This window comes from Shewanella profunda, from assembly GCF_023283765.1.
GTDB classification, from domain to species: Bacteria; Pseudomonadota; Gammaproteobacteria; order Enterobacterales; family Shewanellaceae; genus Shewanella; species Shewanella profunda.
Genome location: NZ_JAKILG010000035.1, coordinates 33912 through 51806, shown reverse-complemented (window position 1 = coordinate 51806; position 17895 = coordinate 33912). Strand labels below are relative to the sequence as shown.

Sequence of the window (17895 nt, the reverse complement as noted above, 5' to 3'; positions counted from 1 at the left end):
ACGGCCAATTTAAAAGCGAGGGAATAATCACGTTGAGTTCGTTTAATTGTTGAAGTCATTACACTCTCCAAAATGAGTTTGAAAAGTGTCAACGCTATTTAGGACGGGTCACCCCGATGAAAAGAGTCGTCAGGCTCACCAGCCTGCTTTACCTGTGCTGCGTTTACCTATCACTGTTGGCATTGCTTTTTTGCCGTCATCCCATTGGCAAGCCAATGCCATTGATAGTCGTACTCAAGTGGCATTACTTGATAAAGTCAAAAAATCCTTTGTCAAATATGACTATATCGATCGTATCGAAGTGATCCCAAGTACCTATCTTAGAAACGGTAAAGGGTTTGAAACCCTGCAGCAGGTTGCTCGCCTGCATGATGTCGATGTCATGGCATTGGTTTCTTATGATCAGCTAATGCAAAGCCATGAGAACAAATCAGCAATCCTGTACTGGACCATTGTGGGAATGTACTTAATTCCTGGCAATGAAAATGCGATTCAAACCTTTGTTGATACAGCCGTTTTCGATATGCGTAGCCAGAAGATGTTATTTAGGGCGCCAGGCATTAATCAGTTAACCGAAAGTTCAACCGCTGTTGGCGTGACGACGACTTTAAGGGATAAATCCTATGAAGGCTTTGATCTTGCGGTGAACGATATGATCGTTAACTTAGATGATGAGTTAGCGCGCTTTAAGACAAGGGTTAAAGAAGAGCAGGTTGCCACCATAGAACATAAACAAGGTTACAGCGGCGGTGGCAGTTTAACGATATTGACCCTGTGGTTACTCGGTATATTTGCAGCACGCCGTTTAACTATTTGCCGCGGATAAAAGGTTAAGCACCAATCGAGATATTTAAAGGTGAGATAAAGGCTGCTTGATCTAATACAGATAGGATATTTTGGTTCTAATCCTTTTACCACCATACGCATTTCTTCTTGAACAAGATGTAGAAACGGGCTTTTTGTGGTCATGATGGCACACTGTTAATGCTGGTTATTTATAAAGCGTTATTGGTTTTAGCCACATTTCAAGGAACAAAATACAAATATTTGTGCGCATTTACACATAGGTGCATAAATTTAACATTTATTATCCGTAACTTCTTTTTACAGATTTAGGTAATAGGCTTGGAAACTGCACATGTGCGTTTTGCCTGATAGATTCTTGTATATGAAAGTGATAGAAAGCTGGTAAGTTCTTGCAAATACAGATAGTTAACTATGTGCGTTTTTGCTGGTCTAATGAGGTAAACGCGCATGCGCACTATACAAAAGTTCAAATCCAACATGCGATTTATGCCCTGCAAACAGCGCAACGCATAAATACTAAGACGTTAAATTTTTATGCGGCCAATTTATGTATAAGCGTGGCGAATTACCAAAAAGATCAGATTTTCCTACAGGTACCGAATTCTATATTTTTGAATGGGATTTGCCTTTATCTAAGGAGCCAAGCATAGATGGTAAATCAGTTTCGTATTTTAATTGGTATGGCGGCACAAAGAGACCTTATCCAGCAGAGAGACTGAAAATAGATAATAACTGGCGAGCAGAATCATACGATGAATGGGTTAGTATTATTGAACAGTCAATTTAGAAATAGGCATAGCGTGTCAAAATTTAACAAATAAGAATAGGTCGCGGTTACGCGCGGCCTATCCTTATTTGTTAGTTTGAGCCTGAGTTAAAGCGCTAGCTTGGTGACTCGTGTGTTTAGCTGCTAGGCAAGCCTGCAGCGAGCTGAGAGGTTGGTTTAAGCTCAAGGATAGTGACACCTGCATGGGGTAATGTTATCGCATGATTGAGTGAAACCGTTTTGCCACTGATGATGTCTTTTGCTGCACGGCTACCACCAAGCACGCTAGCAAAGCGGCTTAAGTCTAGCTCGACTGTCTTTTCATTTTTGTTGTAGATCAACATGACTTTGTCGGCCGAGGGCTGAGTACAGGCGTTATGTTGGGTTATAGACGTTAGCTCTTCGGCTTGCAGTTTATCTGAGAATGCTTGATTCAATAGGCAACGAAATTGCACATATACGCCCTCCCGTGGCACAAAATGCAGCAGATCGCCCGATTGCAGCGCGGAGGATTGTTTACGGTAATTTAGTAGCGTACTGACAAACTGCTGGGCTTGTTGTTGAGGTTTACTCAGTCCTTTTCCCGTAAAGGCGTTAATGGCACTGTTGGCAAAACCACCGGGGAAATCACTACGCACGACACCATCGTGACGATCTTCGGTTGGGCTTGTCATTAGCACTTCAGTACCGTAAAACAACTGCGGAATACGTTTGGCGGTAAGCACATAGGTGAGCGCCATCTTGTATAAGCTCAAATTTTGCTTCATTAAACTAAAGAGACGATTTGTGTCGTGATTGCCCTCAAATAATACTAACTGACTGGGTGAGGCATAAACCACATCGTTGGCTAACATCTCATAAAGTGTTATAAATCCTGTGTCCCACGCCTCTGGCTCATTAAGGCTGGCAATCAATTTCTCATACAACGGAAAATCCATCAAACTGGGTAAATCTGAGGTGTAACCATCGGCATTGAGTTTGCCCTTTTGCCAATAGGATACCGTGATGGGGTTTGCGGTCCATTCTTCACCCACAATATTAAAATTAGGATATTCCGCCATCAAGGCCTTGGACCATTTAGCGAGAAACCCTTTGTCGGCATAGGAGTAAGTATCTTCGCGTATCCCCGAAAGTGCGGCGTACTCGACCCACCAAATGCTGTTTTGGATCAGATAGGTCGCCAGCTTGGGATTGGCTTGATTGAGATCTGGCATGGTATCGGTAAACCAACCGTCGACGAAATCGAGATGATCCTGCGCCGCGACGTAGGGATCTTGCACTGTGGTGCGCCTATGGGTGGTAAAACGGGGGCTGGTAAAGCTGGGCTTGGTATGGGCGGGGTCAGTATCGTTGAGACTCGTCAACTCTGGCTTGCGTTCGCGATTGTTTGTCTGGGTTTGCGCGGGATAATTTAACCAGTCTTGGCTTGGCAAGTCTTTAAGCCACCAATGATTCGAACCGATATGATTGACCACCACATCTTTAATCACCCCAAGGCCGAGTTTATTTGCCCTAGCGACTAAGGCTTTATACTCCTCATTGCTGCCAAAGCGGGGATCGACGCGGTATAGATCGGTAATTGCGTAACCATGGTAGGAATATTGGGCCTGGTTATTCTCGAGTAACGGGTTGATCCATAGCTGAGTGACTCCAAGTTTCGCTAGATAATCTAACTGTTGGCTGATACCGGCTATATCACCGCCGTGGCGTCCATCGGGATGGTTCGGCGCAATTTTTTCTAGCATCTGCGCATGATTGTCATTGCTGGGGTCGCCATTGGCAAATCTATCCGGGGTGATAAGGTAAATCACATCCTTATTGCTAAACCCTTGGCGCTCACGGCTGCCTTTCGCCCGCGGATGTAATGTGTAGGGCAGGTGGTAGAGTGCTGCTGTGCTTGAAAGTGAATCTGTGTTTGAAATCGATTCTTGGTTTAAAATTGAAAGCTCAAAGGTTTGTGGCGCCGCTTGGCTGAGATCTAAGGTGATAAACAGATAGTGGGGGTTGTCCGTAGACTCAAGCTTTTTTAGGCTAATGCCATCGCCCTTAATGTTGACCTTTAACGACTTAGACTCACGAGGAAAAGCGCGGCTGTAGAGCATTAATTGCAGCTCAGGATTTTGCATGCCTGCCCACCAAGACGAGGGTTCTATCGTGATCTCAGGTTTAAGATTTTCAGCGTTCACCATTTTAATCGATGAATAAATTAAGCAGCAGGAAACGACTATCGCTAAGTATAAACGGATCATAATGTCAGCCTTTTAGATAGGTTAAGTTTAATGCGCTAGTCATGTTTGACCTTGGTATCGTGGACTGGTATTGAAATAAAAAAGCCTGCTTCTAAATTGAAGCAGGCTTAGTTTTTTGCACCTTATAGAGAGTAATTTAACCCTAGGAAGTATTGTCTACCGAAGTATTGAATCGTTCCTGTTTGATGTTCTTCACCAAAATAGGTTTTACTTGGCTCATCGGTTAAGTTATTAATTTGGAATAAGAACTTAAGTCCATTATCCAGTGCATACGAGGCTTGATAATCCACAATCGTTTCGGCAGCGAAGTAGGCCAGTTGCGACTCTACTGCCACTTGCTCTGAAACGTAGCTGCTACGATATCTCATGCTGACGCGAGTATCGAAACCATCCAGTGTATAGAATAAGGTGGTGTTCAGAACGCTTTCCGACAAACCCGGTAATGGAATCGTTAAGTTTGAACCACTTAAGTCCGTTGTAAACTCCACTTCACTGTCTGAATACGAGTAGCTGCCAGTGAAGCCAAGGCCACTGAGTGGTGATGGGAGAAAATCAAAAACTTGGGTGTAACCTAACTCGATACCACGAATGTAACCGCCATTATCGTTGTTGATAGCCGTTTGATACTGACCTTCATCTTTCACGACTGGGAACTCAACCCCGTTATCGATAATAGTGTCGGGAACGATAAATCCATTACCTTCAAAATCAAATGATTGAATTGTAAAGTCATTGATAAAAGATTTGATATCTTTGTAGAACAAAGCTACGACAACCGCACCTTCTGAGTCTTCAAAATAATGCTCGTAGGATAAGTCGTATTGATCGGCGTAAAACGGATCGAGTAGTGGGCTGGTATTACCCCAAGCGTTATATCTCTTATAACCTGTGGTGTCGGCATCATCATACCAAGCGCCCCTACCAGACTTTAATTTGTTGATTGGGGGACGTGACATCACAGAAGCTGCAGCAAAACGCAGTTGATCATTTTCCGTCAGGTGGAAAGTTAAGTTGAGTGACGGTAAATAATCGGTATAGGTTTTACCAATTTCGTTACGGATATAATCGTTACTGATCACGCCAAGCTCATCAGTTATGGCTTCACCTAATCCATAACCCACTTGTTGCAAACCTTTACTGCTTTGATCTGTATGAACAACACGCACACCTAGGTTACCCGTGACTTTAATATCGCCTAAGTCAAAATCGAGATTGCCTTGAATGTAACCTGCTAATACATCTTCATTGACCGAACCACTTTGGATCATAGTCCAGTTTTCAACCCAATTCGCCGTCGGGGTAAAAGGGGGTTGTCCTGTGGCTGCTAACTGTGCGTTGACCAGTTCAAGTGCTTTATTAAAGTCAATCGCGAGAAAACTTGGGTAACCAGACAATTCTCCGCCAAAGTTGACCACATTTGTCATATCATCGTTCATTGTAAGGACTGGTTGGTTATCTGGGTTTTGACCAAATTCAAAGCCATATCCCGCCTGTGAACGCTGCGCGTTAAACTCACGTTCTGAGTAGCGCAGGCCAAAATCGACCGAAGATAAGAAACTCGAATCTAACACGTAGTTAAAGTCTAACTTATAGGCAACCAGATCATTTTGTTGATCGTATGGCCACATACCCACTTCTTTTAAACCCAACGTTGCCGTGTTGGTATAGTCGTTTGAGAAACTGACATTAGCAGGGCTTAAGCCATTGAGTTGATAATTGATTGATTCGGCTGATCGCACCTCATTACCAATATCATCATATAGAACGGCGCGGGTCCCCCCATTGACGAACTCGCCATCGGCTTTTGAATAGCTAACATCGGCCGCAACCGTCAATGCGCCACCATTATTCCACTCCATATTGACCGAGCCTGACGTCATTTCTGAATATTTAGAGTCGTTATCATTAATAACAAAAACGGAAAATGTATCATTAACGCCAGTTGAAACTGTACCACCCGTCATAGAACCATTTTCGACAGTAGCATCACTGATCGTGCCATTTTTTAATGACTTAACGCGAAAACCACGGGTAAAGTTTTCGGAAGTAAATTTTGAATGGAATAAATCGCCTTTTACGCTAAGGCTATCCGTTGGTTGCCAATGGATAGCCGCCATATAACCATCGCGAGTATCGTCACCGCCTTTTTGCTGTAACTCAAAACCTTCACTGATGGACTCGTTGACACCATCGCCATTGACATCTTTTTTATCATCATTGAAACGTAAGCCAATGAATTGACTGGCAACATAAGGTTGGTATAAATGGGCATAGCCTAGGGCGACACCGAGCGTATCTTCAAGGAATTTGCCTTGATAGGCAAAGCTAAGACGGTTGCCGTATTGATCGGCATCGGAAATTTCATCGGCTCTATCATTAAAGCTACCGCGAGCATTAATATTAAATGATTGGTCTTTATCGCTTTTTAGTGGGTCTGCGGTTTTTAATTCCACAGTACCCGCAACGCCGCCTTCAATCAGCGAGGCTTTTGGTGTTTTATATACAGCGGCTTGACTAATTAATTCGGATGGATATTGGTCAAACTCAATTGCCCGTTTACCGCCAGTGGTGACTTGCTCATGTCCGTTAAGTGTTGCAAACACGAAATCACCATCAAGACCACGAATATTGAGACCGCTTGCCTGTCCACCGGTACGTACGGCCGTAACACCCGGCAAACGGGTTAACGCATCAGCGATTGACTGGTCGGGAAGGGCGCCAAGATCATCTGCGGATATAGATTCAGAAACAGTATCGCCGAAGCGCTTTTCATTTAGAGATTTAATAACACTGGTTCTAAAACCTTTGACTTCAATAACTTCTATTTCAGCCTCTTTTGCTTTTGTTTCTTTATCTGTTACATCATCGGCTGCGTAGGAATACATGCTAGCACCTGCAGCGACGAGCGCTAGGGTTAGCAAACTGGGTTTAAATCGCATCATATCTCTCTTCCCCTTTGAGTTGCTTTATCGAGCGTTTTATCGTTATTACCGCTTTTGGGCGGCTTTTTTGGTATCTCGGCGCTTAATTGACTGCATAAGTGCTGTGTTTATGACCAAATTGTTATGCAACGGTGAAGATACTACTCTCCAGCTTCTTGTTGTAACAATGTTATGCATACGTATTCAGTTAATGCTTAGCACAATAAAAGGTCATTTTTGGTGGGAGTTTTAAGGGGTGAAATGAATGGATTTTATGTGTAAATTGTTGTTATTTAATTATTAAATTTACTCACCCATAGGAGGGCTTACCTTACGATTTATTGCATACGTATGCAGACGTATTGAACCTGATTTCCCTATTCACGTATGCTCGGCATTACAAAATAAGCTGCAGCACCATTAACTTTACAGTAACAAAGTTACAACTGCTTGCTTGCATGTATCGGGTGATGCTTGCTTAGAATAATCATAAAGGGGCAACAATGAGTGAGTTAACTTGGTGGCGTGGGGCTGTGATTTACCAAATTTATCCCCGAAGCCTGTTGGATACCAATGGTGATGGCGTGGGTGATTTACGAGGCATTATTACTAAGCTGGACTACATCGCCAGCCTGAATGTCGATGCAATTTGGATTTCACCTTTTTTTAAATCTCCTATGGCAGATTTTGGTTACGATATCAGTGATTACCGTCAAGTCGACCCGTTATTTGGTACCATGAATGACTTTGACGATCTTATTGATAAAGCCCATATGCTCGGGCTTAAAGTGATTATTGACCAAGTACTAAGCCATACCTCAGATCAACACGCTTGGTTTGTCGAGAGCCGTGAAAGTCGTACTAATCCAAAGGCAGATTGGTATGTGTGGGCCGATCCGAAAGACGATGGTACCGCGCCCAACAACTGGTTAGCCATTTTCGGTGGTTGTGCTTGGGAATGGGAGCCGCGCAGGCAACAATATTATCTACATAATTTTTTGCGTAGTCAGCCTGATCTCAATTTTCATCATCCAGAGGTGCGTCAGGCCGTACTCGATAATGTCGAATTTTGGCTTAAGAAAGGTGTCGATGGTTTTCGTTTAGATGCGATTACCTTTTGTTATCACGACGAGCAGCTTAGGGATAATCCGCCAAAACCTAAGGATAAACGCCAAGGCCGCGGCTTTAGTGAAGATAACCCTTATGCGTACCAGTACCATTACTACAATAATGATCGGCCGCAAACTATCACTTTTATTGAAGATTTACGTCAACTTATCAATCGTTATCCCGGAGCCGTTACCTTAGGCGAAGTGTCAGCAGAAGACTCTTTGGCTGTGATGGCGGCTTACACTCAGGGCGAAGAACACCTGCATATGGCCTACAGTTTTGAACTGCTGACTGACGATTATAGCGCGGCTTATATTCGCCAAACGGTTGAGGCGTTGGAGGCTAGCATTGGTGATGGCTGGCCGTGTTGGGCCATAGGTAATCATGATGTACAGCGTGTCGCTAGTCGTTGGGGGCAAGGTAAGCCCGATATGGTAAAAATGTTCAACGCTATGCTGAGCTCATTACGTGGTAGTGTATGCAGTTATCAAGGTGAAGAGCTTGGTTTAACCGAGGCGCCCATTGAATACCATGAGTTACAGGATCCCTTTGGCAAAACCTTTTGGCCGATGTTTAAAGGACGAGATGGTTGTCGTACTCCTATGCCTTGGTTACAGCGTGAGGACTTTAGTGGTTTTAGTGAAGTATCCCCTTGGTTACCGATTGCTGCCGCGCATCGAAAATTGGCAGTAGAGGTGCAAGAAGCCGACAAACACTCAATACTTCACGGATATCGTCAATTCCTCGCTTGGCGCAAATTGCACCCAATATTGGTTGAAGGTGATATCCAATTTGTTGATACCACAGAGCCGCTATTAGTATTTGTGCGCAGTTTAGGTCAGAAGCGGGTTCTTATCTGCTTTAACTTACAAGACGTGGATACCAAGTTTGATTTAACCGGGATCGAATTGCAGGTGGAACTGACTGGGCATGGTCTAAAAACCGCGCAATTAGTCGGTCGTGAGCTTAAGTTTTCAGCATTTGCCAGTTATTACGCTATTTTGAAGTAAAAATGTTTCATCTTTATTTAGATAGGATGTTATAGGTACAGACCTTAATTTTTTATCGCAGCTCCAAACACTACCGCAGTAGCAAACATTTAAGGGCAAGTCTCACTGGGAAGTCGGGCTGATTTATCCCGAATAATAAAAAACAATAGAGAGCATAACTATGGCGTCATCAATCAATACTAGCAACCATACCAGCAGTGTGGGCGATACAGGGAATGGTAATTATCGTTTTGCCCTCGTGTCATTAACTTCATTGTTTTTTATGTGGGGTTTTATCACTTGTTTAAACGATATTTTAATCCCTCACCTTAAAGCGGTATTTTCACTCAATTACACGCAGGCGATGTTGATCCAGTTTTGTTTTTTTGGCGCGTATTTTTTAGTCTCCATTCCAGCGGGTAATCTTGTAAAAAAAATAGGTTACCAAAAGGGAATTGTTACCGGACTTGTGATTGCGAGTATTGGCTGCGCACTGTTTTACCCCGCAGCCACGCTGGCGATTTATGGTTTATTTCTTGGGGCTTTATTTGTATTGGCCTCAGGGATCACCATTTTACAAGTCGCTGCCAACCCCTATGTTAATGCTCTCGGGAGCCGCGAAACCGCATCGAGTCGTTTAAATTTAACCCAGGCATTTAACGCGTTAGGTACAACTGTTGCGCCATTCTTTGGCTCCATCTTAATTCTATCTGTGGCGGCGACGATTTCTACGGATTTAGCGCAAGCAAATGCTGAAGCCGAAGTGGTTAAATTGCCTTATTTGTTATTGTCCGCAGTATTAGCCGTACTCGCGATTATTTTTGCAAAGTTAAACTTACCTGTTATTCGTGAACATACCGAGGCCAGTCAAGGCGAAATCCAAACCCATTTAGGGAAAACCAGTGCCTTACAAAGCAAACATTTAGTATTAGGCGCTGTGGGTATTTTCGTTTACGTGGGCGCGGAAGTGTCTATCGGCAGCTTCTTGGTCAATTTTTTAGGTGAGTCGCATATTGCTGGAATGCCAGAGGAACAAGCGGCTCATTATATTGCCTATTATTGGGGCGGTGCTATGGTGGGGCGTTTTATTGGCTCTGCGGTGATGCAAAAAATTCCCGGGGGAACCGTTTTAGCTTTTAATGCCTTTATGGCCGCATTACTTGTGGTTGTAGCTATGACGACCAGTGGTAGCATTGCTATGTGGGCAATTTTAGGCGTGGGATTATTCAACTCTATTATGTTCCCAACCATTTTCAGTTTAGCGTTACGCGATCTCGGCCCTCATACTTCCCAGGGCAGTGGTATTTTGTGTCTTGCCATTGTTGGCGGTGCAATTTTACCTTTATTCCAAGGCATGTTAGCCGACAGCTTAAGCATACAACAGGCCTTTATCCTGCCTATTATGTGTTATGGCTTTATTCTGTTCTATGGTGCTAAGGGTTCGAAAATGTAGCCGTTAGCGTTTTTGATAGACATAAGGGCGATCCATCTGGGTCGCTTTTTTATGGCTTTAGCCTTAACTCGGTGCCAGTGTGCTTGCGTATTCGGGCTTGACCTCCTATGATCCCTCGGTTTTATTATTCACGGTAACCTTTAAATGTTGAATTCTCCGCTTTCTGCCAGTTCGAACGAATTAGTGATCAGTATCTTAACTATGGTGTTGGGCCAAGGGAAACCCTTAGATCGGGCCTATTCTCAGCATTTTTCTGGGTTACAGTTGGTGCCTGCCGAACAGGCGCGTATTGCGTTTGTGACTGGCGATATTCTCAGGCGCTTAAATCTGTACTGTTATTTGGCGGAAATCAGCCCTGATGAAATGGAACGATATGGCTCAAAGCTACTCAACGCTTGGCATTTATTCCATGATTTGGCCTTACCCAAGATGCAATATTCCTTGCCAGTGGATGAACTACGTCTGGCTGAGCGTATTGAGCAAGCTAAAACTAAGCCTGCGCTCTGGGACGGTTGCCCCGAGTGGCTTGATACTATGGGGCGCGAGCAACTTGGTGAGTCTTGGGAGAAGGAGCGCGCTGCATTAAGCACTGCGCCTAAGCGTTTTTTACGCGCTAACGGCCTCAAAGTCACCCGTGATGAGTTAATGGCAAAACTTGCCGCAGAATATGTGAGTACGCTCCCCGTTGAGACAGTTAATTCTGCGCTAGAAGTCACCTCAGATTCAGCATTATTTCGCACCCAGAGTTTTAAAGAGGGTTTGTTTGAGCAGCAGGATGCGGGTTCTCAGCGCGTGGCTGCCGCACTTGATGCCAAACCCGGTATGAAAGTCATCGACGCTTGTGCTGGTGCGGGCGGTAAGACCTTACACATAGCCGCGCAAATGCAGGGCAAAGGGCGTTTGCTGGCTATGGATGTGGAGCAATGGAAGCTCGATAAACTCAAAGAGCGTGCCCGTCGTAATGGGGCTTACAATGTTGAAACGCGTTTAATTGCTGGCAGTAAAACCATTAAACGCTTAAAGCTCAGTGCGGATCGTGTGTTGCTCGATGTGCCTTGTTCGGGTCTTGGGGTGCTAAAACGCAACCCTGATGCTAAGTGGCGCGATACTGTTGAGCGTTTACCCGTTTTGATGGAACTGCAAAAACATATTTTGAACAGTTACAGCCGTATGGTGAAAGTGGGCGGGATCGTCGTATACGCCACTTGTTCTATTTTTCCGTGTGAGAACCGCGGTCAAGTGGATGCATTTCTGGCGGGAAATCCAAACTTTCGTCTAATAGAAGATGAAACGATCAGCCCAGCAGAGACGGGCTTTGATGGTTTTTATCTCGCTAAACTTGAACGAATTCAAGAATAAACTCCTTTCAATACTGCCCTAAAGCACTTTTAGTCTATTTGAGGCTTAGTTGCTTTGGGGCATCTTAGTGCCTAGAATTATTTCAGAGTTATAACGTTTTTTACTTGAGCCAAACGGTTTAGCTAATTGCTAAACGACGAAGGAATGTATGGACGAAGGCACTAATGTTCTGGGACGACTTGTCGAACCCTCACTTAAACTGGGGCATGATGTTAGCCTAGATTGCTATAGCGGCATTTTATCCATGCTACTAAATGGCGCACCGTTAGCAGAAATTCTTTATGCGTTAGTGCTTAAGATTGAAGCTCAACAGATCGGTACACGAGCCTCCGTCCTGCTACTAAGTGATGATGGTAAACGGCTACTTTTTGGTGCGGCTCCCCACTTGCCCGACAACTATAATCAAGTCATTCATGGGATTGAAATTGGTCCTGATGTAGGTTCTTGCGGTACCGCGGCTTACATGGGTGAACGTGTTATTGTTGAAGATATCGCACACCATCCTTTTTGGGAAAAGTTTAAAGCTATTCCACTCAGTGCGGGTCTTAAATCCTGTTGGTCTGAACCCATCAAAGATAGTCACGGGAAAGTGTTGGGGACTTTCGCCATGTACTATGACGTCATAAAATCGCCCACGTCGCAGGATTTAACCCTCATTTCCGAAGCCGCAAGATTGGCAAGCCTCGCCATTGAACGTAGTCGTTCGATGGACTTTCAGCGTTTAGCGGTGAAAATATTTGATCGTTTACCTTTAGCACTTGTCATCACAAATTCCCTCGATGCAGTGTTATATGCGAATGAGGCATTTAAGCAAATCGTACAACCGCAGACATCTGAATCATCTAATTTTCACCCCAAAACCTTTCTTTCTCCGTCTGAACCCCATGAACTTGATATGCTTTTTCAGCACCTATCTGCAGGAAAAATGTGGCAAGGGGAATTAATTGGCCTAAGGGGAAATGGTGAAACCTTCTACCTTGACCTCACAGTGACGGTATTTCGTGAACCTCACAGCAATCACAATGGCTTTGCTTGGTTATTCTCAGATATCAGTGAACGTAAAAAAGCCGCACAGTTAATTAAGTATCAAGCTAACAATGATTCACTGACGGGACTTGCAAATCGTAATGCATTATTCAGACATATCCAAACACTGGTCACCTCAGACAGCTTAACGCCAGGCTTTAGCTTTATGTTGATGGATTTAGATAACTTTAAGCAAGTCAATGACACCTATGGGCACGATAAGGGTGACACCTTGTTGTTACAGGTTGTCGGACAAATAAAAACCTGTTTAGACGAGAGTATGATATTTGCGCGTTTAGGTGGCGATGAGTTCGCATTACTTTTACCCGGGGTAGTCACTCAGAAAGCGCTCTCACTATTGGCCGAAAAAATCATTAAAAACGTCTATCGGCGCTATGAATTATCAAAGGATAAAGGTGTTTACAGTTCGGTGAGCATCGGGATTGCGCGCTTCCCAGAGGATGCGCTTAATTTGGAGCAATTACTTAACTGTGCTGATCAAGCCATGTATATCTCTAAGGCGAATGGACGCAATCGGTATCATTTTTTTACTGAGCAAATGCAGCAGAATGCTGAGCGAATAGCTAATTTACATACATTGCTTAAGCAAGCCTTAGATCAACAAGCCTTTGAGCTTTATTATCAGCCAATAGTCAATGCGACAACGGGCCTGATAGTGCGTGCCGAGGTGCTATTACGTTGGCAACATGAAGGCCAGTTTATTGCTCCGAATGAGTTTATTCCCATCGCTGAAAATAGCGGATTAATTGTAGATATAGGCCGAAATGTACGTCGTTGTGCGATGCAAACGATCAATGAGATGCAAACCCATGGCTGGGGTATTAGCTTAGCGGTGAATGTTTCTACTTTCGAATTCTGGTCCCATGAATTGCAAGATACATTTTGTGACTCCTTTGCTGACATTATTGAAGAATTGGGCTTAGTGGATTTTCCCTATGAGCTGCTCACGCTGGAAATTACCGAGTCTTTATTGATGAAACAACATATGCATTTAATCAAAGTGTTGAATGAATTACGCGCCCGTGGTGTGAAAATTGCCTTGGATGACTTTGGTACTGGCTATTCCTCTTTGTCCTATTTAGCGAATTTTCCTATCGATCAAATTAAGATAGATAAAAGCTTTATCGATAGATTAGCAGAAGGTGAGCGCCATGAGGCTTTGGTCGAGGCTATAGTACGCTTAAGTCGTGCCTTAAATTTGAGTGTGACTGCAGAAGGGGTCGAAACAGAGTCCCAGTTGAAGTTTGTGATGGCAAATGACATTCAAGAAATCCAAGGTTATCTCTACTACCAACCTATGCCCAAAGCCGCATTTTTTGAACTACTGGCTAAGCAAGCTAAACAGGCTAAACAGGCTAAGCCACAGTAGTGTTTGCGGAGTTTAAGCATTATTAGTCAGCACGATAATATCAAAAGAGCGCCCTAGGGCGCTCTTTTGATAACCTCTATAAACCTGATTTAATTCTTTGTCGGCAACTGGCCTTTGATCACTAAGCTTAAATATTCGGTAAAGTCATGGCCGTGGTTCTGCAGCATTTTAGGAAACATTGAAATCGGCGTCGAACCCGGGAATGTGTTGATTTCATTGAGCAGAATTTCATTGTCAGCGGTTAAGAAAAAGTCGATACGCGACAGGTGGCGCAGCTTCATCCCCTTAAATGCCTTGATAGCATAAGCACGGATCTGTTCACTGATCTCAGCTGAAACATGTTGTGCAACTACATCTGTGCGCGCTTTACTGTTTTTGGCGTACTTCTCATCAAAGGTATAAAAGGTGTTACTGTCACAAATAATCTCACCCGGCAGGGTTGCCACAATCTCACCATTGTATTCGTATACCGCTACTTCTAATTCACGGGCTTTAATGGTTTTTTCCACTACAACATAGGGTGCATAGCCGAAGGCATCTTTGAGTACTTGCGCCACTTTGCTGCTGTCATCCACTTTATAGCAACCAACGGATGATCCTTGCGAGGCGGCCTTAATAAAAATTGAACCCCAATTGGCTAAGGCTGTTTGTACCTGAGTTATGGCTTCATCATCGTATTGGTGCAGAAAAATATAGGGCGTATTAGGGATCCCTAAGGCTGAAAACCACATTTTGGCGGTGATTTTATTAAAACAATTGCTACTGGCTTCGGATTCACAGCCGAAGTAGGGCAGTTGGATAAGGTTGAAATAGGACTGAATATCGCCAGTTTCACCGGGATAACCATGGATGCAAGGAATAACATAATCCACAGGCCAAGGTGTTTTAGTCTCATCGCGAAAGCGGATTTCGCGATTATTGGTGAGCTCACAGTCATCGCCTGCCGCGGTGCGATACTGACCCAATTTATCAAGTTCTACCCGTAACACGGAAAACTGATCGGATTTTGCCAATGAGGATTCAAAATAGTTAGCCGACATTAGGGAAATATCGTGTTCTGCACTTCCGCCACCGCACAGCAAAAGTAAGTTAATTTTAGACATTGTCATTCCTCAGTTGAGCAAAATCAGATGAGAGTCCGTGTGCTCGTCAATCATCCTATAAAATAGCCGTTGCCATCTTAGTTTTCTTATCCCTATTAGTGCAAGTTCTGCAGTATTGAATCGTAACCAAGTGGTGATTTTTAGCGCATTAATCACTTTTGGCTAACCACACTTAGGTATTTGCTTAATTCAAACTCAAACTCAAACTGTTTAATCGGTGTCTGTAAATTTACTTATATTTGTATTGTTTGATATTTAGATCACGCATTGCTGTTTGCTAACTTAGATGATATTCAAAGCAATGCTAAAAATGGTGACTATAATAGCTCTATTCATACACAATACGACACATCTGTATGTATTTTAAACAACATTTAATCTTTTTATTGCTATTGGGTATTGCGGTGTGTAGCGCTTTAGTCCCTGCTTTTGCCGCTGTTGAATCTAAAGTCTTATACGCCCACTTTCGTCATAGGCCTCCCGAAATGATCGTTGATGAACGTACCATGACGATGTCGAGCCCTTTAAAAGATATTATTGAGGAGGCCGCAGAGAAAATTGGTTATCGCATTCATTGGATTATTAGTCCTTTTGCTCGCAGTCTCCATGATTTGCAAGTGGGAAAGGTCGATATCGTTCCACGGACAATAAGAACGCCAGAACGGGAAACTTTTGCCAGTTTTCTTGGCCCTATATCTACTCAAACCAGAGATATTTTATTTTTAGTCAAAGCAGGTGAAGAGTCGAGCATTCAAGTTTATGAGGATTTATATAAATTGAGCGTGGGAGTAAAACGCCAAACCATCTATTTTGAGCGTTTTAATGATGATACTGCTATCCATAAAATTGACTCTATTGATGATGAAAATATGGCAAAAATGTTCATTAAAGGTCGTTTTGACACCATGATTATTCTCGATCGAGCCTCGATTGAATACCAGTTAAATAAGCTTGGTTTTCATCATTTCAGTTATGCAAAATATCGACAGATGAACAAAATTGAAAACTATTTTGGGATGTCACGTAAGTCGGCTCATTTTGCTGCTTTTGAGTCATTAAATAAGGTATTAGTTGAAATGGTGAATACGGGGCGAGTAAAAGAGATCTATGATTTCTATGGTTTGTCGGCCGAGCTGGAGTAAGTTGCTAACTTAATATTGTTTGATGCTTAATTACCCTGCCGCGTTATTCATCAGGGTATTTCAAGTGATCCGTACTTCAAACTCAATAAAAAACGCGCCGAAGCGCGCTTTAATATCAATTCAGTTTTGTTTGCCGATAAACAGCGTTATCAAAGTGAATTAGAAGTTTGCAGTGCGTGGCGCACGTGGGAATGGGATCACATCACGGATGTTAGATACGCCAGTCACATAAGACACTAAACGCTCAAAACCTAAACCAAAGCCCGCGTGTGGCACTGTGCCATAACGGCGAAGGTCACGATACCACCAGTAATCTTCTTTGTTCAGATCCATTTCGGCTAAACGCATATCCAGCACATCTAAACGTTCTTCACGTTGAGAACCACCGATAATTTCACCAATGCCGGGGGCTAGTACGTCCATTGCGGCAACGGTTTTGCCGTCTTCATTTAGGCGCATATAGAAGGCTTTAATGTCCTTTGGATAGTTCTTCACCACAACTGGGGCTTTGAAATGTTCTTCGGCTAAATAACGCTCGTGCTCAGAAGAAAGGTCAATACCCCAAGAAACTGGGAATTCAAAGGTTTTGCCACATTTTTGCAGAATTTCAACCGCATCGGTGTAATCCACTTGGGCAAAATCGCTTGATACAAAGGATTGCAAACGCTCGATTACCGTTTTATCTACGTGCTGGGCGAAGAATTGTAAATCATCCATACGCTCGGTTAATACGGCATTGAAGGCGTATTTCAGCATAGCTTCGGCAAGACCTGCGATATCGCTTAAGTTAGCGAAGGCCACTTCTGGCTCAACCATCCAAAACTCAGCTAAGTGACGGCTAGTATTAGAGTTTTCTGCTCGAAATGTCGGGCCAAAGGTATAAATTTTTGACAGTGCACAGGCGTAGGTTTCACCGTTTAACTGGCCTGATACGGTTAAGAAGGCCTCTTTACCGAAGAAGTCTTTGTCGTAATCGACTTTGCCTTCGCTGGTGCGTGGCAGGTTTTCCATATCCAGAGTCGATACGCGGAACATCTCACCAGCGCCTTCACAGTCCGATGCGGTGATAAGTGGTGTAGAAACCCAAATAAAGCCTTCTTCGTGGTAGAAACGGTGAATCGCTTGGGATAAACAGTTACGTACACGGGCAACGGCACCAATAAGGTTAGTGCGTGGGCGTAAATGGGCGAGTTCACGTAGATGTTCAATCGAGTGGCGTTTAGCCGCCATTGGATAAGTGTCAGGATCATCAACCCAACCTGCGACTTCAAGCTGCGTGACTTGCAGTTCAAATGCTTGGCCAGCACCCGGGGACTCAACGACATCGCCCGTCATCACGACAGAGCAACCCGCGGTCAGCTTTAACACTTCGTTGTCGTAATTTTCTAAGCTATTTGGCACGACACCTTGGATCGGATTAAAGCAGGAACCGTCATAGACAGCCAAAAAAGAAATGCCAGCTTTAGAATCACGACGAGTTCTGACCCAGCCACGTACAGTGACTGTAGAACCGACCGCGTGCTCACCTTTAAATACAGAAGCGACAGATGCAATGCTCATTGTTGCTTAGTTCTCCAACG

10 protein-coding genes and 1 pseudogene are annotated in these 17895 nt (G+C 43.7%); 7 read left to right on the top strand and 4 right to left on the bottom strand.

Translation table 11 applies throughout. The features are described 5' to 3' along the window. Positions 1-88 precede the first annotated feature (88 nt). Positions 89-826 (top strand): annotated as a pseudogene (gene rhlP / locus L2744_RS15460) (rhombotarget lipoprotein); the annotation flags it as partial. Between the two features lie 528 nt (positions 827-1354). Further along, entirely contained in the window at positions 1355-1594 is a 240-nt protein-coding gene (locus tag L2744_RS15455; protein WP_248992759.1) for a hypothetical protein, read from the top strand. A 116-nt stretch (positions 1595-1710) separates the two neighbouring features. Here the strand turns inward: L2744_RS15455 and L2744_RS15450 are convergent, their stop codons facing one another. Both L2744_RS15450 and L2744_RS15445 read right to left on the bottom strand, forming a co-directional pair. Continuing rightward, positions 1711-3822 carry a glycoside hydrolase family 13 protein gene (locus tag L2744_RS15450; RefSeq protein ID WP_248992758.1) on the bottom strand — a complete coding sequence of 704 codons (2112 nt, stop codon included), beginning with the start codon at positions 3820-3822 and terminating at the stop codon, positions 1711-1713. Between the two features lie 122 nt (positions 3823-3944). Next, a complete protein-coding gene (locus L2744_RS15445) occupies positions 3945-6764 on the bottom strand; it encodes a TonB-dependent receptor (protein ID WP_248992757.1) in 2820 nt (939 codons plus the stop codon). A 482-nt stretch (positions 6765-7246) separates the two neighbouring features. Here L2744_RS15445 and L2744_RS15440 point away from each other — a divergent pair, with 482 nt between their 5' ends. From L2744_RS15440 to L2744_RS15425, 4 genes are all read left to right on the top strand, one after another. After that, positions 7247-8863 carry an alpha-amylase family glycosyl hydrolase gene (locus L2744_RS15440; protein WP_248992756.1) on the top strand — a complete coding sequence of 539 codons (1617 nt, stop codon included), beginning with the start codon at positions 7247-7249 and terminating at the stop codon, positions 8861-8863. A gap of 160 nt (positions 8864-9023) precedes the next feature. After that, positions 9024-10295, top strand: coding sequence for a sugar MFS transporter (locus L2744_RS15435; RefSeq protein ID WP_248992755.1), 1272 nt, complete (start codon positions 9024-9026; stop codon positions 10293-10295). Positions 10296-10439: 144 nt separating this feature from the next. Then, entirely contained in the window at positions 10440-11654 is a 1215-nt protein-coding gene (locus L2744_RS15430; protein ID WP_248992754.1) for an RsmB/NOP family class I SAM-dependent RNA methyltransferase, read from the top strand. Between the two features lie 148 nt (positions 11655-11802). Then, positions 11803-14070: a sensor domain-containing phosphodiesterase gene (locus tag L2744_RS15425; protein WP_248992753.1), complete on the top strand. Its 2268-nt coding sequence runs from the start codon at positions 11803-11805 to the stop codon at positions 14068-14070. Between the two features lie 89 nt (positions 14071-14159). On the opposite strand, the gene L2744_RS15420 is transcribed toward L2744_RS15425, so the two are convergent. Beyond that, the gene (locus L2744_RS15420) at positions 14160-15173 is read right to left on the bottom strand and encodes a D-alanine--D-alanine ligase (RefSeq protein ID WP_248992752.1); all 1014 of its coding nucleotides are present in this window, start codon (positions 15171-15173) and stop codon (positions 14160-14162) included. Between the two features lie 356 nt (positions 15174-15529). Here L2744_RS15420 and L2744_RS15415 point away from each other — a divergent pair, with 356 nt between their 5' ends. Continuing rightward, positions 15530-16315 carry a substrate-binding periplasmic protein gene (locus L2744_RS15415; RefSeq protein ID WP_248992751.1) on the top strand — a complete coding sequence of 262 codons (786 nt, stop codon included), beginning with the start codon at positions 15530-15532 and terminating at the stop codon, positions 16313-16315. A 159-nt stretch (positions 16316-16474) separates the two neighbouring features. Here the strand turns inward: L2744_RS15415 and asnS are convergent, their stop codons facing one another. Beyond that, positions 16475-17875, bottom strand: coding sequence for an asparagine--tRNA ligase (gene asnS / locus L2744_RS15410; RefSeq protein WP_248992750.1), 1401 nt, complete (start codon positions 17873-17875; stop codon positions 16475-16477). Positions 17876-17895 lie beyond the last annotated feature (20 nt).